The 26269-nt window shown below is 52.1% G+C and carries 18 protein-coding genes and 1 pseudogene; 7 read left to right on the forward strand and 12 right to left on the reverse strand.

Annotated features, from left to right (window positions below; genetic code table 11):
• Positions 1-61: 61 nt before the first annotated feature.
• Positions 62-2797, forward strand: a complete 2736-nt coding sequence (locus tag BSZ31_RS14550) for a phosphoenolpyruvate carboxylase (RefSeq protein ID WP_105029348.1) — start codon at positions 62-64, stop codon at positions 2795-2797.
• Here the strand turns inward: BSZ31_RS14550 and BSZ31_RS14555 are convergent.
• Positions 2794-4299, reverse strand: coding sequence for an amidase (locus BSZ31_RS14555; RefSeq protein ID WP_105029349.1), 1506 nt, complete (start codon positions 4297-4299; stop codon positions 2794-2796). The genes BSZ31_RS14550 and BSZ31_RS14555 overlap by 4 nt on opposite strands.
• 134 nt (positions 4300-4433) lie before the next feature.
• Between BSZ31_RS14555 and BSZ31_RS14560 the strand changes: the two genes are divergently transcribed.
• Positions 4434-4856, forward strand: coding sequence for a hypothetical protein (locus BSZ31_RS14560; RefSeq protein WP_105029350.1), 423 nt, complete (start codon positions 4434-4436; stop codon positions 4854-4856).
• A 57-nt stretch (positions 4857-4913) separates the two neighbouring features.
• Here the strand turns inward: BSZ31_RS14560 and acnB are convergent, their stop codons facing one another.
• The 3 genes from acnB to BSZ31_RS14575 form a co-directional block, all read right to left on the reverse strand.
• Positions 4914-7496, reverse strand: a complete 2583-nt coding sequence (gene acnB, locus BSZ31_RS14565; RefSeq protein WP_105029351.1) for a bifunctional aconitate hydratase 2/2-methylisocitrate dehydratase — start codon at positions 7494-7496, stop codon at positions 4914-4916.
• A gap of 186 nt (positions 7497-7682) precedes the next feature.
• The gene (locus BSZ31_RS17650; RefSeq protein WP_168427001.1) at positions 7683-8267 is read right to left on the reverse strand and encodes an AraC family transcriptional regulator; all 585 of its coding nucleotides are present in this window, start codon (positions 8265-8267) and stop codon (positions 7683-7685) included.
• Positions 8228-8683, reverse strand: coding sequence for an AraC family transcriptional regulator ligand-binding domain-containing protein (locus BSZ31_RS14575; RefSeq protein WP_105029353.1), 456 nt, complete (start codon positions 8681-8683; stop codon positions 8228-8230). The genes BSZ31_RS17650 and BSZ31_RS14575 overlap by 40 nt, the downstream gene beginning before the upstream one ends.
• 90 nt (positions 8684-8773) lie before the next feature.
• Here BSZ31_RS14575 and BSZ31_RS14580 point away from each other — a divergent pair, with 90 nt between their 5' ends.
• The 4 genes and pseudogenes from BSZ31_RS14580 (at position 8774) to acnA (ending at position 14870) form a co-directional block, all read left to right on the forward strand.
• On the forward strand, positions 8774-9745 hold the full coding sequence (locus BSZ31_RS14580) for an alpha/beta fold hydrolase (protein WP_105029354.1): 972 nt from the start codon (positions 8774-8776) through the stop codon (positions 9743-9745).
• Positions 9746-9851: 106 nt separating this feature from the next.
• The gene (locus BSZ31_RS14585) at positions 9852-10781 is read left to right on the forward strand and encodes a sterol desaturase family protein (RefSeq protein WP_105029355.1); all 930 of its coding nucleotides are present in this window, start codon (positions 9852-9854) and stop codon (positions 10779-10781) included.
• Between the two features lie 46 nt (positions 10782-10827).
• A complete protein-coding gene (locus tag BSZ31_RS14590; RefSeq protein WP_168427002.1) occupies positions 10828-12069 on the forward strand; it encodes a DUF2863 family protein in 1242 nt (413 codons plus the stop codon).
• Positions 12070-12148: 79 nt separating this feature from the next.
• Positions 12149-14870: pseudogene (gene acnA / locus BSZ31_RS14595) on the forward strand (aconitate hydratase AcnA).
• Between the two features lie 35 nt (positions 14871-14905).
• On the opposite strand, the gene BSZ31_RS14600 reads toward acnA, so the two are convergent.
• Entirely contained in the window at positions 14906-16465 is a 1560-nt protein-coding gene (locus tag BSZ31_RS14600) for an iron ABC transporter permease (RefSeq protein WP_146106714.1), read from the reverse strand.
• A 176-nt stretch (positions 16466-16641) separates the two neighbouring features.
• Here BSZ31_RS14600 and BSZ31_RS14605 point away from each other — a divergent pair, with 176 nt between their 5' ends.
• Positions 16642-17694: an ABC transporter ATP-binding protein gene (locus tag BSZ31_RS14605; RefSeq protein WP_206018621.1), complete on the forward strand. Its 1053-nt coding sequence runs from the start codon at positions 16642-16644 to the stop codon at positions 17692-17694.
• 11 nt (positions 17695-17705) lie between these two features.
• On the opposite strand, the gene BSZ31_RS14610 is transcribed toward BSZ31_RS14605, so the two are convergent.
• The 7 genes from BSZ31_RS14610 to BSZ31_RS14640 all read right to left on the reverse strand — a co-directional run bounded on the left by BSZ31_RS14610 (position 17706) and on the right by BSZ31_RS14640 (position 26217).
• On the reverse strand, positions 17706-18539 hold the full coding sequence (locus BSZ31_RS14610) for a hypothetical protein (RefSeq protein ID WP_146106715.1): 834 nt from the start codon (positions 18537-18539) through the stop codon (positions 17706-17708).
• A gap of 93 nt (positions 18540-18632) precedes the next feature.
• Positions 18633-20054: a hypothetical protein gene (locus tag BSZ31_RS14615; RefSeq protein ID WP_105029359.1), complete on the reverse strand. Its 1422-nt coding sequence runs from the start codon at positions 20052-20054 to the stop codon at positions 18633-18635.
• A 100-nt stretch (positions 20055-20154) separates the two neighbouring features.
• Entirely contained in the window at positions 20155-21846 is a 1692-nt protein-coding gene (locus BSZ31_RS14620) for a TolC family protein (protein WP_105029360.1), read from the reverse strand.
• A gap of 8 nt (positions 21847-21854) precedes the next feature.
• A complete protein-coding gene (locus tag BSZ31_RS14625) occupies positions 21855-23192 on the reverse strand; it encodes an HlyD family type I secretion periplasmic adaptor subunit (RefSeq protein ID WP_168427003.1) in 1338 nt (445 codons plus the stop codon).
• 20 nt (positions 23193-23212) lie between these two features.
• The gene (locus BSZ31_RS14630; protein ID WP_105029362.1) at positions 23213-25141 is read right to left on the reverse strand and encodes a peptidase domain-containing ABC transporter; all 1929 of its coding nucleotides are present in this window, start codon (positions 25139-25141) and stop codon (positions 23213-23215) included.
• Positions 25142-25155: 14 nt separating this feature from the next.
• Complete coding sequence (locus BSZ31_RS14635; RefSeq protein ID WP_105029363.1) at positions 25156-25572, reverse strand: hypothetical protein; 417 nt, start codon at positions 25570-25572, stop codon at positions 25156-25158.
• A 9-nt stretch (positions 25573-25581) separates the two neighbouring features.
• The gene (locus BSZ31_RS14640; protein ID WP_291768507.1) at positions 25582-26217 is read right to left on the reverse strand and encodes an RNA polymerase sigma factor; all 636 of its coding nucleotides are present in this window, start codon (positions 26215-26217) and stop codon (positions 25582-25584) included.
• Positions 26218-26269: the final 52 nt, after the last annotated feature.

Consider the following 26269-nt stretch of genomic DNA (forward strand, 5'->3'; position numbering starts at 1 on the left):
ATTACGTAACTCCGCCCAAATTATCCTCGTGGCTCCAAAAAAATAGAACGGAGTCCCCACCATGTTTCGCGCAGTTGCAAGCCACAGCAGTGCTCAAATCGCCATGTCAGCAGGCAGCAATGCCTTGGGAAGAAGCGGCTCAGGCTCAACATCCACCAGGATTGTTGGCCCCCTGGCCAGCAAGCTCAAAGATATTCGGCAAAATACCCATGCGAATTTGAAGCTACAGTTGCAGAAAAGCTTGCCCCCGCTGAAGTTTGAACAGGCCTGTGAACTGGCTGAACAGATTGAAACTGCTGAACCTGATTTCAATCAACTTCATGCCCGTGTAGAGGAATTTGTTCAACGTAACAAGAATGACCCCGAGGCAATAGTCAGTGCACTGAAATACTTGAACAGCCAACTCATGATACTGAGTACTGCGGAAAGGCAGATGAAGGCCCAAGATGCCCCAATAACACAATCGCTGATGCGAGGGCTGAAAACCTTGATCGACAACTCGGCAAGCCGGGGAGAATCTATTGTTCAAAGACTGTCGAATACCAAAATTTCTCCGGTATTTACTGCCCACCCTACCAATTTCAACAAACCTCAGGCCAGTGAAATTGTTCTTTCTCAACTCGACAACATTGCCAGCCCCCAAGGCAATGCAAAAGTCTGCCAAGAGCTCTGGGAAATTCAAGGCGTGCGGGAACTAAAACCCACCGTGCAAGACGAGGCCAATCAGTTCTCTGCCAATATCAGGCACTTGCACAGTTCTGGCCGCACCATTCACGAACAGATCAACCAACAACTCTCGGGACTGCCCAATAATTTGAAACTGTCGAAACCCTTGGTTGAAGCTGGCAACTGGGTTGGAGGTGATCGGGATGGCAACCCGAATATTGATGCAACCGTGCTAAAGGACGTGGTCAAAACCCTGAGCACGGCAGCTTTTGAGTACTTTGAACAAGAAATTGGCAAAGAGAAAAATACCCAAACAGGCAGCCTGTGCAACCTGCTTTGCAAGTCTGGTCATTCGGAATCACTTGGTCTGATTCAGGAAAAACTGGCGCGAACCCGAACACATTTGGTGGGCAACAGCCCATTGCCAATTCAAGGCGATTTGTACCTGAACGCAAATGAACTGGTACATGATCTTGAATCTTTGAGCATTGCCAGTTTGAATACTCAAGAAAAAGCGGCCGTTCAAGAGAAACTGGATTTGCTGAAACTGGATGCAGACAGCATCGGGTTTCACGGTGCCAGCACCGATATTCGGCAAAACAGCGCCATGAATGAAAAAACAGTTGGTGAATTGTTGAGAAGGTCTGGCGGCCCAAGCAATTACGAAAGCCTGGGAGAAATTGAAAAGCAGACCTTGTTGACCAACTTGCTGCTCAACAAGCAAACTGTACTGAGCGATGCACCCATTGACGGTCAAAGCGAGAATGCCGAATTTGATCGCGAAATAGCATTGATCAAGAGTTACAAAACCATTCACGACAGTTACGGGCCGCAGGCACTTAAAAACTGCATTACGGCCAACACAGAAACCATGAGCGACATGCTTGAAGTGATGTTGCTGCTGAAACACGCAGGCCTGGCCGATGAGCAAGGCATCAAGATGAATGTTGTCCCCCTGATTGAAACTGTGAATGACCTGCACAACGGCCCGGCCATTTTGAACAGCATGCTGAACCACCCATGGTACCGTCAGGCGCTTCAAGCCAGCGGCAATCAGCAACAAATCATGGTGGGCTATTCCGACAGCAATCGATTGGACGGACCACTCGCCTCGAGTTGGGCCGTGTATGAAGGTACAGCCAAGATGCTTGAAGTAGCGGAGCAGCGCGGCGTGAGTTTGCATGTGTTTCATGGCCGCGGCGGCACAGAAGCCAGGGGCTCAGGCGATTCTTATGCGCAGGAAATCAAATCAAGCAACGGCGCCAGCTTGCTAACCGGCATGCGTCAAACCGAGCAAGGTGAAGAAGTACCTGCAAAATTCGGCACAAAAATAATGTCGCAATCCAACCTGGCAGACATGGTGGGCTCAACGCTTGAGACTATGGCAATTGGCAAAGACCAACAAATTGCAAAATACGCCAGCACCATGGAAAAACTTGCTCAACATGCACGCAACCACTATGAAAGCCTGTACTCCAATCCTGAGCTTCCCCATTTTTTTCAAAGCAGTACACCCATTGAATTTGTCGGTAAATCCAATGCTGGCAGCCGCCCTGCCTCGCGCGCAAACACGGCGGGAGGCGGTCTCAACCTTGACAAACTGCGGGCCATACCTTGGGTGGGTTCGTGGTATCAATCGGGAAGCGCCATGCCCGCATTTTTTGGCACAGGCAGCGCGCTGAAAAACTTCATCGATCAACCCGCTGGCGCCAACACCACACCCGCGCAACGAACAGCACAACTGCAAACCATGTATCAGGAATGGCCTTTCTTCAAAAGCTTTATTGACAGAACCGCCACCGCCATGGAAAAAGCGGACATGCAAATTGCCCAACAGTATGCAAAATTGGCACCGGTTCAATCGCAAGGCGTGTTTGAGGCGATCAAGAATGAATATGAACTGACAAAAGAAATGATCTTGAGTATCAAACAAAGCAACGACTTGATGGATCACAATCCCGTTGATGCGGAAATACTTGCTGTGAAAAAACCGTTGACACAGGCGGCCCACGCCATGCAAATTGGATTGCTCAAGGCCCACCAGCAAGCGGGCCCCGAGATTCAAGAAAGACTGATCAAACCTATTGTGATGTCGATGCAGGCAATCGCCAGTTCCAACCGCTTTGGTTAAACTGAACCGCCCGCATGAATGGGTGGGCGTTTGCCTGCCCATGGCTTGGCCTGCTCAAGCTGGGCAGCCAGGCTAAGCAACACATTTTCCTCACCAAAACGGCCAGTGAACATCATGCCCACTGGAATGCCTTGCGCATTCCAGTGTAAAGGCACACTCATGGAGGGTTGACCCGTGACGTTGGCCGGCATGGTTTGGGAACAGTACTGATACACGCGCCTCCCCGCTTTCAACACAAAATCTTTTCGCTTGGCGATAAAACCAATTGGCAAATAGCTAAGTGCCTTCAATTCAATCATTTCTTGCGGGGTTGGGCGAAGGCCTCCAACTGCAATTGGCAATTCGCCCAAGGTACTGGTCAACAGCGCATCGTAGGGTTCGAAAAATGTCATCCACTGGCGAGAAAACTGCGCCATGGTCCACACCGCATTGGCCACATCACCACCATTAAAACTGCGACCCAATTTCATCAATGCCCATGTCCGTGCCTCAAAATCAGCCGCCTTGCCTTTTCTTCCCAACACGCGCTCACCTTCTTTCAAGGTAGCAGCCATTTCTGAACACACCAACACGGTGTAGGCGTAAATAAATTCTTCCTTGTGAATAGGCAGGCGAACTTCTTCACAGGTGTGGCCAAGGCTTTCAAGCAACTTGACTGTTTCAAGCACACCTGCCTGGCAATCAGCATGCAGGGTTTCACCCAAGGCGGGGTCCAATGAATAGGCGATTTTCAATTTCTTGGGCTTTGCTTCAATTGCAGCGGCATAAGTTTTTGCCGGCGGCGCAATGCGCAACAGTTGGCCGGGGTAGTTGCCTTGCAAGCAGTCCAGCATGTGCGCAGAATCCCGTACAGTGCGCGACACCACATGCTCAGCAATGAAACCAAACCAGCCATCGGGCAGGTCGGGGCCAGAGGGCACACGCCCCCGCGTGGGCTTCAAACCAAACAGGCCAGTACACGATGCGGGTACGCGAATTGAACCGCCTCCGTCGCTTGCGCTGGCCATGGGTACAATACCCGCCGCAACGGCAGCCGAAGCACCGCCACTGGAGCCACCAGGGCTGCGCAGTGGATCCCAGGGGTTACGACATGGCCCAGTCAGCTCAGGTTCAGTGGAAGGGGTAATACCAAATTCCGGCGTGGCAGTTTTACCAAAAATATTCAGACCCGCCCGCTTGAATCGCTTTACATATTCTGAATCTTCGGAGGGCACAAAGCCTTTGTAGAATCGGCTTCCGCTGCTCATCTCGACACCGGCATAACTGGCAATCAAGTCTTTCAATAGAAATGGAACGCCTGCAAAGGGCCCCTCGACAGTTTCTTTGGCGCGCGCACGTGCAATGTCGTACATGGGACGAATTACTGCATTAATGCGTGGGTTTACTTTTTCCGTGCGAGCAATGCTCTCCTCGAGCAATTCAGCCGCGCTCACCTCGCCTTTTTTGATTAACTCGGCAAGACCAAGGGCGTCGAACTGGTCATATTCTTTGAAACCTGCCATTTTTATTGTGTCTCCGAAAAACTTGGGTAGCAATTTATGTAAGTGAATATCTTACCCCACTCAGGTAATACCCACCCGGATTAGAAAGAGGAAGAATAAGGCATCCAAAATTTTAATTGCGTTGGCTGCATCACATGAAACCACTGCTTATCGCTTGTGTAGTATTCAGCGACTACCCCATAAAAACAATGGCTTACCAACGCTTCCTGAGTAGCCTGGGCGAAAAATGTGTCTATTCATTTCGCAGCCTTGAGCCTGATTTCAGCGAACTTTCACACGCGAAGCTTGTTATCTGCGACATGAATATCATGGAAGAATTTGAAGAAGGCGCGTTGAGCAAGCTGGAGAACACTTTCCCCACAGCCAATATTCTTTTTCTTGAAGAAGACCACGGCGACATGTTTGTGAAGTTTTCAAATCACAGGGACATTTGCCGCCTGGGCAAACTTGCTGAAATCAATGTAATTCACTCAACCTTGAAAGAACTGCTTCTACAGGTCAACCGAAAACCAAAAAAAAACCAGCGTCACCGAAAAGAGCGGATTGAACACACGTAAAAAGCCACCCGAAGGTGGCTTTTTTATGACTGTGTTGTTACAACTTGGCGGGCCTACTTATGCCGCCAATTCAGCCTTGTTTGCAATGTCCACAAATTCCTTGATTTGATCAAAGTTCATGTAACGATAAACTTCACCAGACACATTGCCCAGCATTTTCACTTGCTCCATGTACTCTTCCACTGTCGGGATCTTGCCCATCAGTGCACACACAGCAGCCAGTTCGGCCGAGCTGAGGTACACACGGGTGTCAATGCCCAGGCGGTTCGGGAAGTTACGTGTGGAAGTGGATACAGCGGTGGAACCCTTGCGGATTTGCGCCTGGTTACCCATACACAGTGAACAACCTGGCAACTCCATACGAGCGCCAGTGCGGCCCAAAATGCCGTAGTAGCCTTCTTCGGTCAGGATGTGCTGGTCCATCTTGGTGGGTGGTGCAATCCACAAACGTGTTGGGATGTCTGTTTTACCCTCCAGCACCTTACCGGCTGCGCGGAAGTGGCCAATGTTGGTCATGCAAGAACCGATGAATACTTCATCAATCTTGTCGCCAGCCACTTCACTCAAGAACTTCACATCATCAGGGTCGTTCGGGCAAGCCAGAATGGGCTCCTTGATGTCTTTCAGATCGATTTCGATTACGGCAGCGTATTCCGCATCGGCGTCGCCTTTCAGCAATTCAGGGTTTGCAATCCAGGCTTCCATGGCTTTGATTCGGCGCGTCAGCGTGCGTGCATCTTGGTAGCCTTGTGCAATCATCCACTTCATCAAAGTGATGTTGGAATTCATGTACTCAATAATTGGCTCTTTGTCCAAATGCACGGTACAACCCGCAGCTGAACGTTCTGCAGAGGCGTCTGACAATTCAAAAGCCTGCTCAACTTTCAGTTCTGGCAAACCTTCAATTTCCAGAATGCGGCCAGAGAAAATGTTCTTCTTGCCTTTCTTTTCAACGGTCAGCAAACCTGCCTTAATGGCGTACAAAGGAATTGCATTAACCAGGTCACGCAAAGTAACGCCGGGCTGCATTTCGCCCTTAAAGCGAACCAGTACGGATTCAGGCATGTCCAAAGGCATGACGCCAGTGGCAGCAGCAAACGCCACCAAGCCAGAGCCGGCCGGGAAAGAAATACCGATCGGGAAACGGGTGTGAGAATCGCCACCAGTGCCCACTGTGTCGGGCATCAACAAGCGGTTCAACCAGCTGTGAATAACACCATCACCTGGGCGCAGAGCCACACCGCCGCGGTTCTCGATGAAGTCGGGCAGTTCATGGTGCATTTTCACGTCCACGGGCTTGGGGTAAGCCGCTGTGTGGCAGAAGGACTGCATCACCAAATCAGCAGAGAAGCCCAGACAGGCCAGGTCTTTCAATTCGTCGCGGGTCATGGGACCCGTGGTGTCCTGGGAACCCACAGTGGTCATCTTGGGTTCGCAGTAAGTACCTGGGCGAACACCTTCCACGCCACATGCCTTGCCCACCATTTTCTGCGCCAGGCTGTAACCCTTTGTCGAAGCAACTTGTGAAGAAGGACGGCGGAACACTGGGCTTGGACCTTGACCCAAAGCAGCGCGCGCGCGGTCAGTCAGACCACGACCAATAATCAGGGGAATACGGCCACCCGCACGGACTTCGTCAAACAGCACATCGGTTTTCACAGAAAATTCTGCGATCACCGCGCCGTTTTTCAGGGCTTTGCCTTCGAATGGACGCAATTCGATTTCATCGCCCATGTCCATTTGGCTTACATCAAGTTCGATTGGCAAGGCGCCCGCATCTTCCATGGTGTTGAAGAAAATTGGAGCAATTTTGTTACCCAGGCAGTAACCGCCGAAACGCTTGTTGGGAATGAAGGGAATGTCATCGCCGGTGAACCACAACACGCTGTTGGTCGCTGACTTGCGTGAGGAGCCAGTACCAACCACATCGCCTACATAAGCGATTGGGTTGCCTTTGGCGATCAGGGCTTGCAACTGCTTGATGGGGCCCACTTTGCCTGGCTCGTCGGCTTCAATGCCGGGACGTGGGTTTTTCAACATGGCCAAGGCGTGCAATGGAATGTCAGGGCGGCTCCATGCATCGGGTGCTGGGGACAAATCATCGGTGTTGGTTTCGCCAGTTACCTTGAATACGGTCAGCTTGATGCTTTGCGGTACCTCAGGGCGGCTTGTAAACCACTCGGCGTCAGCCCAGCTTTGCATCACTTTCTTGGCGGTCGCGCTGCCCTTGTCGGCCAGGTCTTTCACGTCGTGGAAGTAATCGAACATCAACAGGGTTTTTGACAAGGCTTCAGCGGCGATCTCGCCCACTTCTGCATCGTTCAAAGCATCGATCAAGGGCTTGATGTTGAAACCACCCAGCATGGTGCCCAACAGGAAAGTGGCTTTCTTGCGGTCGATCAGCTTGCAAGTGTCGGAACCATTCACGATGGCGGCCAGGAAAGCAGACTTCACCTTGGCGGCATCATCCACACCGGCGGGTACGCGGTTGGTGATCAGGTCGAGCAGGAATTCTTCTTCGCCTGCGGGCGGGTTCTTCAGCAACTGAACCAGATCAGCGGTTTGCTGGGCAGACAAAGGCAGTGGAGGAATGCCCAACGCTGCGCGCTCGGCAACGTGTTGGCGATAGGACTCAAGCATGAGATCTCCCTAGATTGGGTGAGGGTCAATAGAAATTGTGTAATTTTGAGGCAGTTCGCACGCGCACACAAGTGTTGCAATGCAAAAGCGGCGGGCATTCAATGCCTCTCAAGTCTTATATATGATATAGGACTTTCCCTTATTTTTGAATGGGGTAAAGCCGAATCGGAGTACTTTTAGAGCCTGTCATCGCTTTGTGCGCTGGTATTTTGCCGGGCTTACACCGGTGACCCGTTTAAAGGCGTGGATAAAAGCGCTTTGATCGTTGTAAGCCAGGAAACTGGCAATGTCCGCCAAGCTGAGATCACCTGCCTGAAGGCAGTTTTTCGCCATTTCAACCCGCACCTGCTCCAACTCATCTCTAAAACTGCTGCCCTGCTCTTGCAAGCGCCGTTGCAAGGTACGGGTACTGACACACAAACGGCGGGCCACTTCGCTCAAGCTCGGCAAGCCAGCGCCAACGGACTCCTGCAAGGCCTTCTGAAAACCGGGAATTGACTCTTCGCCATTCTTGACCTGCTTTAACAACAACTGCGCCTGCTGATCGAGCATGCTGCGCATGACATGGTCTGGCGACTTCAATGGCATTTCAAGCAAACTGACTGGCCACACCACTTCTGTGTAATCGCCTGCAAAACCCACCTTGCATTGAAAAAAAGCATCGAAATCACTTGGGTTTTCTGGCCTGGGGTTGATGAACTGAACACGGCGTGGGTACACGGGTATGGCTATCAAATGCTGAGTGAATGCCACCAAGACACCAATGGCCACTGAATCAACCCAGTGACCAGGCGCCCGCGTTCGGCACCCCAACGCAGAATAATTTCATCGCCCTGAAACGCCACATTCAATGCATTGACGCTGTACACCAAATTCTCAAACTGCTGTAAACGGGCAAATGCTTCGCCCAAGTTGGTGCAGCAACTGGCCACATAACCCAACAGGCCCATGTTGGCCGGACGCACATGGGCAGCAATTTTCAAAGGCATTGCAGGGTCTTGAAGCGTTTGATAGGTCCACTGCAACATGGCCTGCCACTGCGGAACCTCAATGCGATTTAATTCACCCGCCACGGGCCGGGCAAATGGATTCGTTTGCGCAACATCGGGGTGCGTTTCAGCCAACCAGTCAAATAGCAGATTGACGTAGCTGGCAGAAATGTGTCCGAGATTAGAATGCTGGTTCATTATTTGACAATAAATATTGTCAGAAGAGTTTTACCTGTTCTATGCTAGCGCGTATTCAACAATACAACTTCAACAAACAGACACCACAACATGAAAAAACACGCCACAGCAATCAAGCGACTAACCACTCTTTTCGCGAGCACTGCACTTTTTGGCCTAAGTGCCTGCAACGTTCAAGCGCCCGAGGGTGAAATTCAGGGTGCGGCGGGATTGGCCATTGCTGCCGAACGGGCCATTTCCGGACTTGAGCGCAAGGTACTTCAAATTGACGGCTTTGTGGTGCCCTATCTGCAGGGTGGCCAGGGCGAGCCCTTGGTATTGATTCACGGTTTTGGTGGCTCAAAAGACAACTTCAATCGGGTGGCTTATTACCTGACCAAGCACTACACCGTTTATTCAATCGATGTACCAGGCTTCGGAGCCTCCACCCGCGACTTAGATGCCGACTATGTCATCAACACCCAAATTGACCGGGTACATGAAATTATTGAAAAGCTAGGGCTGGAGAAACCACACATTGGCGGCAACTCCATGGGTGGCTGGATCAGCGGTGCCTATGCGGCAAAGTACCCCGACAATGTGGCCTCAGTGTGGTTTTTGGCACCCGCAGGTTTGGTGGAGTCCAGAAAATCAGAAGTGATCCAGAAATTCGAGAAGACAGGTGAAATTGTTTTAACTGCAAGCAATCGCGAGGAGTTCGAGAAAATTGTGGATGTGGTGATGTATGAGCGCCCTGCTTTCGCACCCGGCTTTGTAGTGGATGCCATGGCTGCACGCGCTGCCACGGATCAACCTTTGCACAAGCGCATTTACAAAGACTTTAAAACCGTGCCCTCTGACCTGGCTGCTGTGCTGCCAGCATCTGCATACAAGGGCCCAGGCCTGATTGTGTGGGGCAAGGAAGACCGGGTATTGCATGTGGACGGCGCAGCAGAATTGAAAGCTGCGATGCCCGGGTTCGATATCATTTTGATGGACAAGGTTGGGCACGTTCCCATGATGGAACAACCCAAGCAGGTTGCAGCGGACTATGTGAAGTGGCGTGAGATGATTGCGCAGTAAAACGCTGGCGCAATTTCACAAAAAACAGGCTTGATCTCGCAATATTTCTTACTCAGAACCGCGCAAAATTTGAGTTATTAAAAAACCAACGCGCGGAGATTCACGCATGGAACAGTTGATCGACCAGGCAATGCCCACTTTCAATTTGTTATTCGGCCCCAACCCGGATTGGAAGCAGGTGTTTCTTACCCTGCTCACCCCGATTTTCCTGGGTGCAACGCTGGTCGAATACCTTTATTTGAAAAAAGTGGGCAAATCATTTTTCTTCAAGAAAAACGAAGTGATCACCAATATGTTGCTCGGCGGCACCTACCAGGCCATGGAGCTGGTGTGGTTTGCGCTGTTTGTGTCGGCATTCATGGAATGGATCTACTCCTTCCGCATCGCGACCATTGAAGTCACGCCGCTGAGTTTTGCTTGCTTGCTTTTCGGCATTGAGTTTTGTTATTACTGGTTTCACCGTGGCAGCCACCGTGTGCGCTGGTTCTGGTGTGCGCATGTTGTGCACCACAGTGGTGAGAACATGACCACCACCACGGCCATGCGCCAAAGCCTGTTCTATGCAGTGAACCTACACCAAATTTTTTGGGCGCCCATGTTAATCATTGGCTTCCCCGTGTGGGCAGTGCTACTGGCCTACGGCATCAACCTGGGCTACCAATATTTTGTGCACACCCAAGCCGTAAACAAATTTCCAAAATGGGTTGAATATTTTTTCAATACACCCAGCCACCATCGCGTGCACCATGGTCGCAACGATGAATACATCGACAAAAACTACGGCGGCGTATTAATTATCTGGGACCGAATGTTTGGTACCTTTGAGCCCGAAGTTGCGCAGGTGGACTACGGTATTGTTCGCCAACCCAAGACCAACAACATCTGGACGCTGAACACCCATGAATGGCGCGACATGTTTTCAGATGCACTCAAGCCTGGCCCAGTTTGGCAGCGTATCAAGCACATATGGGCACCGCCCGAGTGGGTACGACCAGGCCTGAGCGATCAGTCCAACCTGCGCGACAAAACAATTTAAGCAATCTTCTCGTACTACAATGGGTGGAACCTCAGAAGGACCACCCATGCGCAGAAAACCACTCAACACAGCTTCCCGATCCAAACTGTCCAAGTACGCCAAACCGCTGGCGAACCTGGCCATTCTGCTTGCAGACGCCGGTAGCCGGCTTGAGCGCCGTTTCTGGAAAAAGAAGCTGTTTGCAGCGTTGGCCCCCATGCTTGAAGGCCGCAGCGACACGACGCTGATGCAAACTCTTGATCACTTGTACAGTACCAACTACCGTGCCTACGACGAATTGGCCTTTGCAATTGAAAACACTGTAGAGAGCCCTGAATTGGGTCAAGAAGAGGATATTTTGTTGTTGGCCGCGCCAGTACTGGCCTGGTCAACCTACAACATTCCGTCTGGCAAAATTGAAGAGGCCACGGTGGCTGAGTTCACCAAGCTGCTTCAAAAAAATGTGCTGTCTGATCATGCCCACCTGGTGCTCACCAACATGCTGTTCAGCCCGGATCAACTGCCTGAAAGTTACACCGCAGCGGCGGAACTGGCGAGGCAATTGGGGCAAGCTGCTATCGATCGCGTGAAAGTTCGCATCGACACCGAGAACCTGCCCGCCACCCAAAGCTTTTTAAGTGATGTGCGTTATTTGATTGGCGCGATTTCCGTGCCCGCGGGCCAACCTGCATTCAAGTGGCAAGTTGAGGCCCACAGCAATGGCACTCTTCTGAGCAAAGACGAAGTGCTCGCCAACTGGCGACTGACCGGTGGCCAGGCCCTTCAAAAAATAATGCCTGGCTGCCTGCTTGAACTGATGCTGCCAAACGGCCTTTACAACGCGTGCCGCGAGGCCGAGAAAGAGGCTCGTGCCTATTCAGTACGCGCCTCTGCCGCCTTTCTTGAAAGTGCGCTGGATGTACCTACACAGAAAATTCATGCCAGTGTTGGCGCATTTGTAGATCGCGGAGAAATTGAAGAATACCGAATCGGCTTTTCTGTGGAAGGCAATAGCGACATTGTGCATGGCGTGGTGTGGCCACTCATTGGCGAAGAATACGGCAATGAGCCTGACCCGGTGTACGAAAAAGACATCGAAAGCGAACCCGACAACCCCGTTATTCGCTCAAAAATTGAAGCCTTGTTAAAAGAAGTCGGCATTCGTCAAATCAAGGTGCTGGAAGAACGTTTCCCGCTGGAGTACTGTGAAGATTGCGGATCGCCTTTGTACCCCAACCCGGAGGGTGAGTTGCTGCATGCAGAACTCCCGGAAGACTCTGAATTGCCAAACAGCATGCATTTGCATTGAAAAGCATCAAACACACCGCTTGATTTTGTAATACGGTGCCGACATTTTTCGGCACCCTACACGTAAGGGAGAAACAGGTATGTCAACCCTGAAGCATTCAACACTGAGCACCTTCACTTCTAAAACCGGCCAGAAAGGCCAGTTTTACAGTCTGCCCAAACTGGCTGAACTGGGCTTTCCCAACCTGCACCGCTTGCCAGTATCGATTCGCATTGTGCTTGAATCGGTGCTGCGCAATTGCGATGGAAAAAAGGTTTCAGAAGAACACATTCAACAGTTGGCCAACTGGCAACCCCAGGCCAAACGCACCGATGAAATTCCGTTCATCGTGGCGCGTGTGGTTCTGCAGGATTTCACCGGCGTGCCCCTTCTAGCCGACTTGGCTGCCATGCGCAATGTGGCTAGGGACATGGGCCAAAATCCCAAGAAAATTGAACCGCTTGTGCCAGTGGATTTGGTGGTTGACCATTCTGTGATGATTGACTACTTTGGCACAGCCGATTCACTGCGCAAGAACATGGAAATTGAGTTTGAGCGCAACGGTGAACGCTACCAATTCATGAAATGGGGCATGCAGGCCTTTGACACTTTCAAGGTGGTGCCACCGGGCATTGGCATTGTTCACCAGGTCAACCTGGAATACCTGTTCCGCGGCATCCGCAGTGCTGTTAAAGCGGGCGAGGAAAATGACAACACGGTGTACTACCCCGATACGCTGGTGGGCACAGACAGCCACACCACCATGATCAACGGCGTGGGCGTTGTAGGCTGGGGTGTTGGGGGTATTGAAGCCGAGGCCGGTATGCTGGGGCAACCCGTTTACTTTTTGACACCCGATGTGGTGGGCGTTGAACTGACCAACGCACTGCGAGAAGGCATTACCGCAACCGACCTTGTGTTGGCGATTACAGAGCTGCTGCGCAAGAAAAAAGTGGTGGGCAAATTCGTTGAATTCTACGGACGGTGCAGCAAGTTTGTCGGTGACCGACCGCGCCACACTGGCCAATATGGCGCCTGAATATGGTGCCACCATGGGTTTCTTCCCCCCCGATTCAAAAACAGTTGAATTCATGCGCAAAACTGGCCGTACCGCGGCCGAAGCCGATCGATTTGAGGCGTACTTTGAGGCACAAGGCCTACTGGGAATGCCAGCCCCAGGTGCAATTGATTATTCCGAAGTGGTGACGCTCGACCTGGACGCGGTTGAGCCATCGTTGGCTGGGCCAAAACGACCTCAAGACCGCGTGTTGCTCAAGAACATGAAGCAACAATTCAATACCCTTTTTGCCGAACCCATGGCAGCAAACGGCTTTGGCAAAGACGCAGCTGCCTTGGGCACACGCTACCCCACTGGGCTGGACAAACTCAGCATTGGTCATGGTGACGTATTGCTGGCGGCCATCACAAGCTGTACCAACACCTCCAACCCTGGGGTAATGCTGGCTGCCGGTTTGCTGGCCAAGAAAGCAGTTGAAAAAGGCCTGAAAGTTCAGCCGCACATTAAAACTTCACTCGGCCCCGGTTCGCGCGTGGTGAGCGACTACCTGGCAAAAACAGGCCTGCAACCTTACCTTGACAAGTTGGGATTCAACGTGGCCGCGTACGGCTGCACAACCTGCATTGGCAATGCAGGCGATTTGCTACCCGAGATCAACGACACGATTTTGAAAAACGATGTAATCGGTTGTGCGGTGTTGTCGGGCAACCGCAACTTTGAAGCGCGTATTCACCCCAACTTAAAAGCCAACTTTTTGGCCTCGCCCCCCTTGGTTGTTGCTTACGCGCTAAGCGGCAAAGCCAATATGGACATGACATCCGAGCCGATTGGCACTGGAAGCGATGGGCAGCCGGTTTACCTGCGCGACATTTGGCCTTCCAATCAAGAGGTTAATGCATTGCTTCCCACCGCCTTGGATGCAGCAACTTTTGTGCGCCTTTACAGCAACTTCACAGAGGGCCACGACCTGTGGAACAACGTGCCCGCACCGGAAGGTCAGGTTTACCCATGGCCACAATCCACCTACATTGCCAAGCCACCCTTCTTTGATGAGTTTGCCATGCAGCCCACCAAGGTGGAAACCATTGCCGGTGCAAAACCTTTGCTGATTCTGGGTGATTCAGTCACAACGGATCACATTTCACCGGCGGGCTCATTCAAACCCACAACACCTGCAGGAAAATATTTACAACAGCATGGTGTCGAGCAAAAAGATTTCAACAGTTATGGGTCACGGCGCGGCAATCATGACGTGATGATTCGCGGCACCTTTGCCAATGTACGCGTGAAAAACCTGATGATTCCTCCCGATGCCAATGGCAATCGCATTGAGGGTGGCTTCACCATCAAGGACGGACAACAAACCACGGTGTACGACGCCGCCATGGAATACATGGCGCAAGGCACCCCCACCATTGTGTTGGCTGGCGAAGAATACGGCACAGGATCATCCCGTGACTGGGCTGCAAAGGGCACGCAGTTGCTGGGTGTGAAGGTTGTGGTTGCAAGAAGTTACGAGCGAATTCACCGAAGTAACCTGGTGGGCATGGGCGTGTTGCCTTTGCAGTTTTTGGGCGGTGATTCCATTCAAAACCTGAAGCTCGACGGCAGTGAAACCTACGATGTAATCGGTTTGGCTGAAGACACCGCACCGCAAGCCGAACTGGTGCTGCGAATTACGCGTGCCAATGGTGAAGTTCAGGATGTGAAAGTGCTCAGCCGAATCGACACGCCGATCGAGGTTGAATATTACAAGCACCGGGGAATTCTGCCGTTTGTATTGCGAGAGTTGCTAGGGGCGTAAGATGCCTGGCAGTTCACTGCGAGAAGCAAGCGTCATCACTTGCTGCTTCTCGCCTGCCTCGCGCCTTGACGAATCAGCAACAAAATCGGCACCAACGCAATCATGACAATCATCAGTGCTGGCACTGCCGCCTCGGTCAATCGTTCGTCTGAAGCAAACTGATAAGAGACAACCGCCAGGGTGTCAAAATCGAAAGGCCGCAGCACCAAAGTGGCTGGCAATTCCTTGATCACATCCACAATCACCAACAACATGCCGGTGGCCACAGAGCCCTTCAGCACCGGCAAATGAACATGCCACAGAACTTGCCGTGGTGAGCGGCCCAAAATTCGGGCCGATTCGTCAATGTGCCGTGTAATTTGCTGCAAACCCGAATCTACGGACTGCAAAGCTGCTGAAGTGAAGCGCACGTTGTAGGCGTACACCAAGGCCAGCACACTGCCGGTTAACGCCGGCACCTGCCAGCCCATGTCATAAGTGAAACGATCAACCGTGGCCAATGGCAGCAAAATAGCGATGGCCAAAATTGCACCTGGTACACCATAGCCCAGCGAAATCAACCGATAAATTGCGGTAACCCACCACACATGCGCCTGTCGTTTTACATAGGCCAGAAAAACCGCGAGAACCACCGCAACAAGGGCGGCCATGCCACCCAAGAGGGCTGAATGGTAGGCCCACTGAAAACTGCGCGCCCAATTAATCGAGGTATCTACATCAACCACCAGCGCCAATAAAATCAGCACCGGCAGCACAAATCCCAACACAAACGGCATGGCTGACAAAAACATCACCCACGCCGCCTGTGCACCCTTCAAACGTTTTCTTTCAATGGTACTGCCCTTGCCCGACTGTGTATAAAACTGGGCTCGCCCACGCGCCTTGGATTCAAAAACAATCAAGGCCAGCATGACCACCAGCAACATGACAGCCAACAAAGCTGCACTTTCCCTGTCGCCCAGGTTCAGCCAGGTGTTGAATATTGCAGTCGTGAAGGTGCGCACACCAAAGTAAGACAAGGCGCCATACTCCGCCAGGGTTTCCATGAGTACCAAAGTAAGCCCTACCACCCACGCGGGGCGAGCGACAGGCAAACCCACCTTGAGGAAGGCGCTGGTGGCGCTGTGCCCCAAAGAACGTGCCGCATCCAGCATGGAAGGGCTACGCCCCAAAAATGCAGTTCTCGCCATGATGTAAACATAGGGGTACAACACAAAGCTGAGCACAAGAATTGCGCCCGAGGTGGAGCGAATTTCCGGAATGCGGAAATCGCTGCCCAGAATTTCCCGCAAGCTGCTGGCCAGCCAACCAGAGTACTGAAGTGCATCGGTATACGCGTAAGCAATCACGTACGATGGCATGGCCATGGGCAGCAACAACAACCATTCAAGCCACTTGCGCCCGGGAAACTCATGGGCAGAAACCCACCAGGCTGGCAGCACTCCCATGGTACTGGTCAACACCACAACGCCAAAACACAGGTAAACCGTTTGCCAAACCAGATCGGGAAGAATGGTGCTGGCCAAATGGGCCAGCACCTGGGGAGCTTGTACCAGGCTAAAAACCGCCAAGCCGAACAGATAGACGAACGGCAACAACAGCAGCAACGCTAGCAGCGCAACAGAAATGCGACTTCTTAACCCCAGAGTAAACAAACAAACCGCCCAGACATGGCAAAATAGAAGTGAGAACGATTTTACTTTAAGTTCATGCAACTCACCCCAAGCGAAGGTGAACTGCGTAGTAAACAGACCACGGTGCCCCCGAAATAATGAAACAAGCTCCCGCCCTAAGCATCAACGAACTGAGTATTCTGTACCCGGGCAGCAATGCACCTGCTGTTCGCAACGTTAGTTTCGAGTTGGCACAGGGTGAAATTGCCTGTTTGCTGGGACCCTCTGGCTGCGGCAAAACAACCTTGTTGCGTGCAATCGCAGGTTTTCTCATGCCCACACAGGGCCATATTTTGCTGAAAGGTGAAAAAGCCAGCGAACCGGGCAAGGTACGCAGCCCTGAGAACCGCAATGTCGGTGTGGTTTTTCAAGACTATGCCCTGTTCCCCCACCTCACAGTTCGAAAAAACATTGAGTTCGGTTTACACAAACGCAGTGAACATGAAAAACGCAACCGCAGTGGTGAATTATTGGCGCTAATCGGGCTTGAGACCTTGGCCGACCGGTACCCCCACGAATTGTCAGGTGGCCAGCAACAACGGGTGGCACTGGCGCGTGCACTGGCTCCCAAACCCACGCTGATTTTGCTGGACGAGCCATTTTCCAACCTGGACGTTGAACTAAAAGAGCGACTCACTTTTGAAGTTCGGGAAATTTTAAAAGCCGAAAACATGAGTGCCATTCTTGTCACGCACGATCAACATGAGGCGTTCAGCATGGCCGACCGAATCGGGGTGATGCACGCGGGTGAGTTACAACAATGGGGATCATCCTACAGTCTCTACCATCAGCCGAATTCACGGATGGTGGCTGACTTCATCGGCCAAGGTGTGTTTTTGCCAGGTAAAAAAACCGAGCAGGGCTTGCAAATTGAATTGGCTCACCTGCGGCTAACCGAGGATCAATTGCCAGCAAGCAATGAATTTGATGTACTGATTCGCCCGGACGATATTATTCACGACGACGCCAGTCCCATGCAGGCCAAGGTGGTGAGAAAGTCGTTTCGAGGTGCCGATTTCCTGTACACACTTGAACTGGAGAGTGGAGTACATGTGCTGGCCTTGGTACCAAGCCATCACAACCATGCCATCGGCGAGCCAATCGGAATCAAACTTGAACTCGACCACGTCATTACGTTCGATCGGGTTTGATCAAGCCAGAATCAGCTCAGGTCACTTGAACCAGCAGCACCCGAAGACAAACCACTGTCGGTATCGGAACTGGAAGCGGTAGAACTGATTGACGAAGTACCGCCAGCAGAGGCAAAAAGCTCGGACGCTTCCTGAATACTGTTGGGACTGGAGAAATCCAGCGTCAAGGGGAAAGCTTCAGGAGAGGTAAACAAACCGTCCAGCGTTGCTGCAAAAGCCAGCGAATGAGCGTTGCCCGCCAATTCTGGCTGCGCAAACAGGCCCGAGTCAATTTGCATCGATGCCAGCAATGAATCGGTATCAAACTCAGCCACCTCGTGCACCGCATTACCAACTTCACTGGATAGCTCGCCAAACATGTCTTGACTTAATGCGTTCAGGTCGAGCACCTGGGCTTGAATATCGGCAATCAGCTGAGTCAACTCGGAGTAACTAAGTTCACCACCCAAGGCGTGCTTCACGCGGGGCATTGCACTCAAAAGCTCAGCGTTCAAGGCTTCAAATGAGGCTTGTTCATTCATGGTATTCAGAATTCCTGCAGTGTCTGCGTTGGCAAGCAATGCCGGGTCAACACTGGCAAGGCTTGAAGAACTCTCGAAAACGCTGACGTCACTGACGCAAGCCTGAGAAATGCACCGCAATTCACCAAAGCCGAGAGAGGGTGCACTTGAAAATTCTTTGGGATCGAGACCGTCAAACGAAGAAAAAGCAATATTTGATGAACCAGAGGATGACTCAAAAGTGTCAAAAAACTCGATTGTCGCCCTGCTTATGGGTGCGAGCAGCCCACCAGCGGTATCGCTGTGATCGGTCTGCACTGACAATTGAATGACGGAATTTGACATAAACCCAATTTTTTCGTGACGTACTACCATTTTATACGATAGGCCACTCAAATTGGATTCAAAACACCCCCCTATCAAAAAAGGGGGTGAGTTTTATTTGTTTTGGTCCAGAGAACCCAACAAGCCATCCAGTGCACCACCTTCTGAGCCCGCACTGGAGGAAATCCCGCTGCTGAGCGAATCCAGCAAACCTGAATCGGATTCGCTTGAAGAACTGCTTAAACCAGACAGCAAGCCACCACCGCCGGTGATGGGGTCAAGAATAGGCTCCAACAAGGGATCAGTGATATCGGTCACTGGATCAAGAATCGGATCCACAATCGGATCAACTACAGGGTCGGTGACATCGGTAATCACATCCACAATTGGATCAACCACTGGGTCTGTGACATCGGTAATCACATCCACGATTGGATCAACCACTGGGTCGGTGACATCGGTAATCACATCCACAATTGGATCAACCACTGGGTCGGTGATACCTCCAACCACATCATCAACGATATCTGTGACTGGGTCGGTGATACCGCCAATGCCGTCAGTGATGCCACCCACAATGTCGGTAATAGGGTCAGTCACTGGCGACAAATCCAGATCAGGCAAGGAGCCCACCAGAGAAGCAATGTCATCAAACGTTGAATCAAGATTCAGCAAACTGCCCAACTGAGGATTGGCACCTACATTGATCGTACCCAACAGGTCGGTCAGTGCTGTGGAAACCTCGCCAGCGTCTTCAAAAATACTCAAACCCAAATCACTGCTGGGCAGACCATTTTGCGCCGCAAACTGGTTCTGGACATCGCCGCTCAAGTTATCAAATACAGGCTCGAACGTGGTGTTCAGCAAATTGATTTGATCAAGCACAGCATCGATTGCAGTTTGGAGGCTTTCAGGGCTGGGGTTTTGGCCCAAACTGCCGATCAGGCTGTTCAATGCATCGTCGGGGTTTATTCCGCCACCACCTTCCAGCATGGCCATAAGCTGAGCAAACTCTGCAGAGACCGGCACCAATGAACCATCGGGATTGGCGACAGGCTTGAGCAAAGTGAAATCTGAAACCTTTGAAAGATCAGTGGGCTGTGACAAAGCCTTGTTGCCCAAACCGGCCAAACTTGCAGACTCACCCACGGTGGTTTTACCAAAGGTAACCGGGGCTGCGCTGGCCACTTGAGCCGCCATGCCCATGGCACTGGATGCACCACTTAAATCGGCTGCTGCCACTGCACCCAAAAGGCCCGCACCTGAATACGCGGGGGACAATCCCGAAAAACCGCCACCAGATGGGTTCGATTGATGCAATTGACTTTTCGCCGCACTGCCAGGAAAACCGGAGTTGGCGCTTAAACCGTCGAATTCGGATGTGTTCAGGGTAGATTGCAAAAACTGCATGTTCAGAGCAGACGGATCAGCAAGCTGCTGTTCAGCACGCTCTACAGCCCGATCTTCGGCCGTGCTCTTCATGTTTTGAATATCATCGCCCATTTTTGTCATTCCTTTGGGAATCGCCCCACTCATGCCAGTTTCTCAGGGTTCCTGCCCTGCGAATGGATGAATTAAGGCAGTAAAATGCCCCTGTTTGACCAGTGTGAGCACTTTACTGACAAAAATCAAGACTTTACCGATAAAATCTGGGATCGAGAACAGGCGCTGGTTTCAGGGTTGGGCGCAGTTCTTTTTCAGTCGTACTGCCCTGCACGCGGCTGCGTTCCGAGCTTTTCTCAACCTCAAGCCGCTGCGCCGGGGTCAGTACAAATCCAGCTGCCTTCTCCACTTCGGTCTGGCTAACATCCAGGCCAAGCTTTTCCGCAATTTTTTGATCAGCCGGGCTGCTGGCAATGTCGGCCGTATCTTTCAAGCTACTCTCCAGGCGCTCGCGCTCGGGAGTTTTCGAGAAAAACAACTCAAACCAATCGCCCTCTGCACCGGGGGTTGGCATCATCAAGCCCATAGCATGCATCAAGCGGAAACTCGCATCCCGTGCATCAAACACTGCGTTAATGTATGCAATCAAAACGTTGAAGTACTCAACTTGGGCATCCAGCATCACGATCACGGTTTCACGGCCAAAATCACGAAGCCTTTTGCGGTTTTTGAATACCTGCAAAGAATCGGCATAAGCGCCGCGCAAGGTCACCGATCGCGACTGCCCGGCTGACCATTTGCCCCACTGAAAGCGGACACTTTCCTCGACCCGCAATCGGGCTGCGGCCAGTTGGGCACGCCGGGTATCAATCGTGGCTGCCGCCTGATTCACTCGAGCGACCTGTTCGCCGCCTGAAAAAGCGCTGTACTGCAAACGCAGGTTCACGGAGCTGTCGGTTCTGTCACCAGTAAAGGGGTCGGGTTCACCAAAAAATTGCTGAATACCCACCAGGTTCAAAGACGGGTACAGGCTTGCATCCTCAGCCGTGTAGTTGTGTCGCGCTTTCACGATCTGGCTTTCAGCCACACGAATTTCCGGGTTGGAAAACAGCGCTTTCGTGACCGCTTCATCTACCAGCTGGGGCAACATGTTGCGCTGAATTTCCAGTTCCGGCACGTTGTAGCCCTCGGGATAAACACCGAAGTAACGGAAGTAAGTGGCACGGGCCTCTTCAAACTGTCCTTCAAAATTCACCAGCCGGTCACGGGTGACCGCCAAACGGGCTTTCGCAAATTGTGCATCGGTGACGCCGCTTCCGCCCAACTCAACCCGACGCTCCTCAAGGGCCAGCAATTGGGCGACGGCTGCCTCTGCGGCTCGGGAGGCTTCCACCAACAAGGCATTGCGCGACAAAGTACTGCTGGCCAAAAAGCCTTCGAGCACCACGTCTTGAATTGTTTTTACAAATTGCCCATCTGCGATAGTCCCATCGGTTTCAGCCGCTTTTACTCTCGCAGTAATTCGACCCGCGGTGTACAGGGGCTGGGTCACCGTAATGTCGGTCGATTGTCGGTTGGTCACTGTTGAACTGGAACTGGCATTGGCACCCACAGTAATTCTGGGGTAATAGGCAGCGCGGGCACCATCTTCAATAAATTGCGAGGCATTCACATTGATGCGTGAAGTCACAATTTCAGGGTTGGTGCGCAACATGTTCAGAAAGCGAATTTTGGTGAGCTCTTCCTTGCTCATTTTTGCTGCCTCTGCCGGAGCTATGCGTCGGGCACGAAACTCGTTGTTGTCGTTACCTACATTGGCAGAAGGCTGGTCGCTCGCGGGCAGATCTTGCGCACCCACGGGAAATGCAAGAAGGCCCGCAATCAGCACACACAGTGCTTTGCGAGCCCATACGCCCCCCTGGGTCATGTCCAATTGTGTTGTCATGTGTTGCTTTATGGTTCTCTGAAGGCTTCTTGCTTCAGCTTCAATACAGGTTTTAACAAATAATAAATAAAGGGTTGCGAACCCACGTTAATGTCAACTTCAGCGGTCATGCCCGGTGAAATGCGCAGCGGCGCATCGGGCGTGCCAAAAAATGCCTTGTCTGTGCTCACAATCAAGCGGTAATAGGGGCCGGTTTCTTCCGTACCAGGGTCAGTGTCAGCTGCAATTTGGGTCACCTTGCCGGGCAAAGTGCCATAGCGCAAAAAGTCATAGGCAGACACCTTCACTTCCGAAGGTTGGTCCATGCTGACGTAGCCTCGGTCTGCGGGTGAAAGTCGGGTTTCAACCACCAACACTTCATCCACTGGCACCACTTCCATGATGGGCTCACCCTGGCGAACCACGTTGCCCACGGCCTGTAACTTCAAGTTTTTCACCACGCCATCGATGGGTGACCGAATCACGGCACGGTCGCGCTGATCGCTGGCTCGATCAATTTCATCTTTCAAACTGGCCAACTGGCGTTCAAGCGTTGTTAATTCATCCGCAGCCCTGCGGCGGAACTTGCCATCTTCTTCCACTCGGCGAGCACGGCTTTGCCCAACAGTGGCCTGGGCTGATGCAATGGTTTGCCGCATCGAGGCAATTTCAGCGGTCAAACTGTCGTAATCACGTTTCTTGGTCAAATATTCAAGCTGAGACACAAGGCGTTCGCGAACCAGTTCTCGGGTAATTTCCAGTTCACGCAGGGTAGTCACTGCGCGATTCTCCAAGCCTTCAAGCTTGGCTTGCAATTCGCCCACCTTACCCTGGTTGCCCAGCATCTGGCTGTCATTCACGCCCAGAATACCGTTCAATTCAGTAATGCGGGCAATGTAGGTGGACTGCTCGGTGCGATACAAATCGGGATAGTCTGCAATAATTTCTGCGGGATATTCTGGTGCCTTGCCCGAAGCCTCGCCCAGCAAACGCGCACGGCTCATCTCCAATGCGGCACGCCGGCTTTTCAATTCTTCAATGTTGATGCCCGAAGTGGCCAGGTTCAGTTGAACCAACATGGACCCTTCTTTCACCAAATCACCCTCTTTCACAGCCAGGTCCTGAACAATACCGCCTTCCAGGTGCTGAATACTTTTGACCCGGGTCGATGGAATCACCTTGCCCGGCGCAGTAACCACCTGGTCAACGCGGATGAACAAGGATGCGAACAAAGACAGCGCAATCAAACCCAGCGCAAACCTGCTTTTGGTGTCGAACCCACCACCATTGGGTTTGTAAAGGGCGGGGACCTCATAGGGCTTCAAATCATTTTTGCCGACTTCGGCCAATGCATTGTTCGACTTCATGATTTCTCGACCTTCGCTCATCACGCTTGAGCGGCCTTGCCGCCCGCATCCGTATTTGCCTGTCCTTCAGCACCATTGGCCCCCAGCGTCTGCTTGGCAGCCTCGGAAGTCACTTGCGACGCAGCTTTGGGCGCGGCTGGCACGGGCTTCGGTACAGAAATGCCATACAACAATTTCAGCATTTCCGGTGTCGCACCAACGTGCAACTTTGAAGCCTTGTCCAGATAAATGATCTTGTCGCAAATCGACATTAAACGCACTGAATGCGTCACCATGATGATGGTCTTCACGGTGGCCAAGCTTTTAAACACGGCCATCAAGTGGGTTTCTGCCGCAAAATCCAGGTCGTTCGTGGGTTCATCCAGCAACAACACGGGCGCGTCCGACAAAAACGCCTGGGTAATGGCAACCCTTCGGCGTTGCCCACCCGACAAGCGGTTACCCCCCTCGCCCACTTGCGTCATGTAGCCATCTGGCATTTTTGCGATGAATTCATGCGCACCAGAACGCTTGGCAGCCAACAAAATTTGCTCGTCACTGGCATCGGGGTTGGACCGGCGCAGGTTCTCAACAATCGTGCCTTCAAACAATTGCGATGTTTGGGGCAAAAAGCCAATCCACTTGGCAAGTTCCTGCCGAGAGAACTGTGACAAATCGTATTCGTCCAGCAACACACGGCCGCTTTGAGGCTCATAGAGACCACGCAGCAATTTCAACAAAGTTGATTTGCCCGCGCCGTTGTCACCTGCCAAGCCGTAAATACCACGGGGGCCAATTTGAGCCGAAACCGACTTGACCACTTCCTTTTGTGCACCAACGTGCTGATAACTTACATTTTCAAGGCGCAAAGCGCCCGAAGGCATGGGCAGGTTCAAACCAGTGTGTTGCTTCTCCTCATCTGCGGCAAACACTTTGTTCAAGCGGTCTGTGGCTTCACGGGAATGTGCAATCGAGCGCCAGTGACCAGTCAATGCAGCCAACGGGCCAATCGCCTTGGCAGCCAGCATGTTCGAGGCAATCAGTCCGCCCACCGTCATCCATTGGTTAATCACTGCGTAGGCGCCCACAGCCGTAATGGCCACGTTCACACACAGCATGATGGAGACCGACAACTCGCGCTGGTCTTCCATTTCACCATTTTTCTGAAATGATTCCTGGACCCAGGAGTTATAGCTTGACACCCAGGCCCGCTTGGCAGAATCGTCCTGCACCAAGCTTTTAATCGCTTCACGGCCCCGGCAAACCTCGGCCAGCACTTCATCCCGGCGGCGAGCGCGCGAAAATTCCTCCACTCGGCGCTTGCGGAATTCACCCGAGCTGTACCAAGACAAGGCGGCCAAACACACCAAGCCAATCAGCACCACGGGCAATACAGGCATAGCGATAGTGGCAATCAATCCAATGGCCAGAATGGCAAATGGCAGATCAAGAATGGTCATGGCAACCGCGCCACTCCAGACCACGCGCACGGTGTCCACATCTTTAAACAGGGAATACCAAGCCGCAGTTGAACGGGCCTCCAACTGTCGCAATGGGATCGACAGAATCTTGTTCATCAATTTGCTGGCGATTTGCCCGTCAATTTTTACCGCAGCCACACGCAGAACTCGAGCCCGGAACGAACGCAAAATCAGATCTGCTGCAAGCAAAATACCCATGCCGATCAACAAAGCGGTCAGTGTATTCAGGCCCGAGCGGTAAATAACCCTGTCATATACCTGCAAGGAAAATACCGCAGGGAATAAGGCCACCAGATTCACGAAAATCGACAACAACGCCGCACGCTTTAGCAAAGGCAAGGCGCTGCGAATGACCCCCTCAACTGTTTTTGAGTTGGATGCGTCGACCGCATTACTCCCATCGGCGGCGGCATCTCCCGATTTTTCCGGTTTCAAGCCGAAATTCCAGAGCGCTTCGAGTCTTTCTTTGAACAAATATTTAACCGACATTGCGAGTCCCTAGGTTACACAGCGCCTGCCGAACCAGCCATGCGCAACTGCTGCGCCTTGAGTCGTTCAAGCAATACCAGGTACGAGGCGATCAAACGGACAACAGCAGGGCGCATGCCGGCCAACTGTTCGCGAGTCAACTTGGCCAACGGGTTTTCCAAGCGGGTATGGGCATCGGGCTGCGCATCAATTGCACGGCATACCCGCTCAAATACATTGCTAAGCGCGGCGTCCACTTCAGCTTCAGTCATCGCGGAATACAACACTTGTGGCTTGGCATCAATCAAACTCAAACGCTCTTGCCAGTTCAGTACCGATTTGGCCAACACGGGGTCCAATCTCAACTGTCCTTCAAATGCGGTGCGCTCGGCTCCACGCATCACACCAAGTACGTAGTCGGCAGCCAACCAGTTTTTGTCGTCGTCAGTCATGCGGCCCCCTTATGCCATGTATCCGGATTGTTCAGCGTCCTGGCGACGCGAATTGTTCGCAGCCATGGTTGCCAAACCTTCGGACTGAAATTCGTCGTATACGGTTTTCAATTCGATCAAGCCCCTGCGAACCCAGGTTTTAACGGTGCCCAATGGCACGTCCAGGTGCTCTGATATCTCTGCATGGCTCATGCCGTGGGTATAAGCCAAAGTAAGCACCTGGCGATATTTGCCTTCAAGGCGTTGCACGCAGGCCTGCATTACCCGGCTGGTTTCCTTGTCATCGCTGCTGGTTGAATGAGCTTCAAACACCAATTCATTGGGTTCGTCGTCCTGGTCAGAAAACTGGTCCAGGGAAATTGAATTCACGGTGTGGCTTTGCTGGGCGATTAGGTCAAGTGCCCTGTTTCTCACCACTTGGTGCAACCAGGTTTCGGGTGCAGACAACTTGTTGTTGAAAGTGTGGGCGTATCGCCAAAGGCGGATATAGGCGTCCTGAAGCACGTCTTGAGCCATGCCAGGCTCCCGAACTATGCGCAACGCAACAGCAAACATCTTTCGAGACGTGAGTTGATACAACTCCTCAAACGCCTTTCGATCGCGATTTGCAATTCGTTCAATTAAAGAAGCGAGCTCTTCTCTCAACCTGGCTGTCCCCGAGATGAAGTCATCTGTGTGTGTTTGATACGTCCTGTCA

The organism is Limnobacter sp. SAORIC-690 (assembly GCF_002954425.1).
Taxonomy (GTDB): Bacteria; Pseudomonadota; Gammaproteobacteria; order Burkholderiales; family Burkholderiaceae_B; genus Limnobacter; species Limnobacter profundi.